Below are 310 nucleotides of genomic sequence, written 5' to 3'. Positions count from 1 at the left end.
GTAATAGTCCGGGCGGAGATCGGCACCGGCAACGGTCACGTGCGTGTGCGGCTCCGTGTCGAAGCGGTCGATCGTGATGCGTCCGGCACGTTCGGCGCGCACCAGTTCGACGTGCACGTCCGCGATGGCAAGCGTGTGCAGGTTCACCGAGCGATAGGGCCAGTACTTGCCGGGACGGCCTGAGAGCGCGTGTCCGGCGCTTCCGAGCTGATAAACGAACTGACCGCTGCCCGAGCCGCTTCCGCCCACTGGTCGGCGTTCTACGAGCTTCACGTAGTTGTGATTGATGAGCCGGTGCATGGTCCTCCAC

1 protein-coding gene is annotated in these 310 nt (G+C 64.5%); it reads right to left on the bottom strand.

The features are described from left to right. Positions 1–300 (bottom strand): replication-relaxation family protein (locus tag BIU91_RS18675; RefSeq protein ID WP_253183796.1); only part of this gene is annotated, 300 nt, incomplete at its 3' end. Positions 301–310: the final 10 nt, after the last annotated feature.

Origin of the sequence: Curtobacterium sp. MMLR14_002, assembly GCF_001864975.1 — a bacterium.
GTDB classification, from domain to species: Bacteria; Actinomycetota; Actinomycetes; order Actinomycetales; family Microbacteriaceae; genus Curtobacterium; species Curtobacterium flaccumfaciens.
The sequence above is the reverse complement of the archived record's forward strand: the minus strand, read 5'-3'. Positions and strand labels throughout refer to the sequence as shown.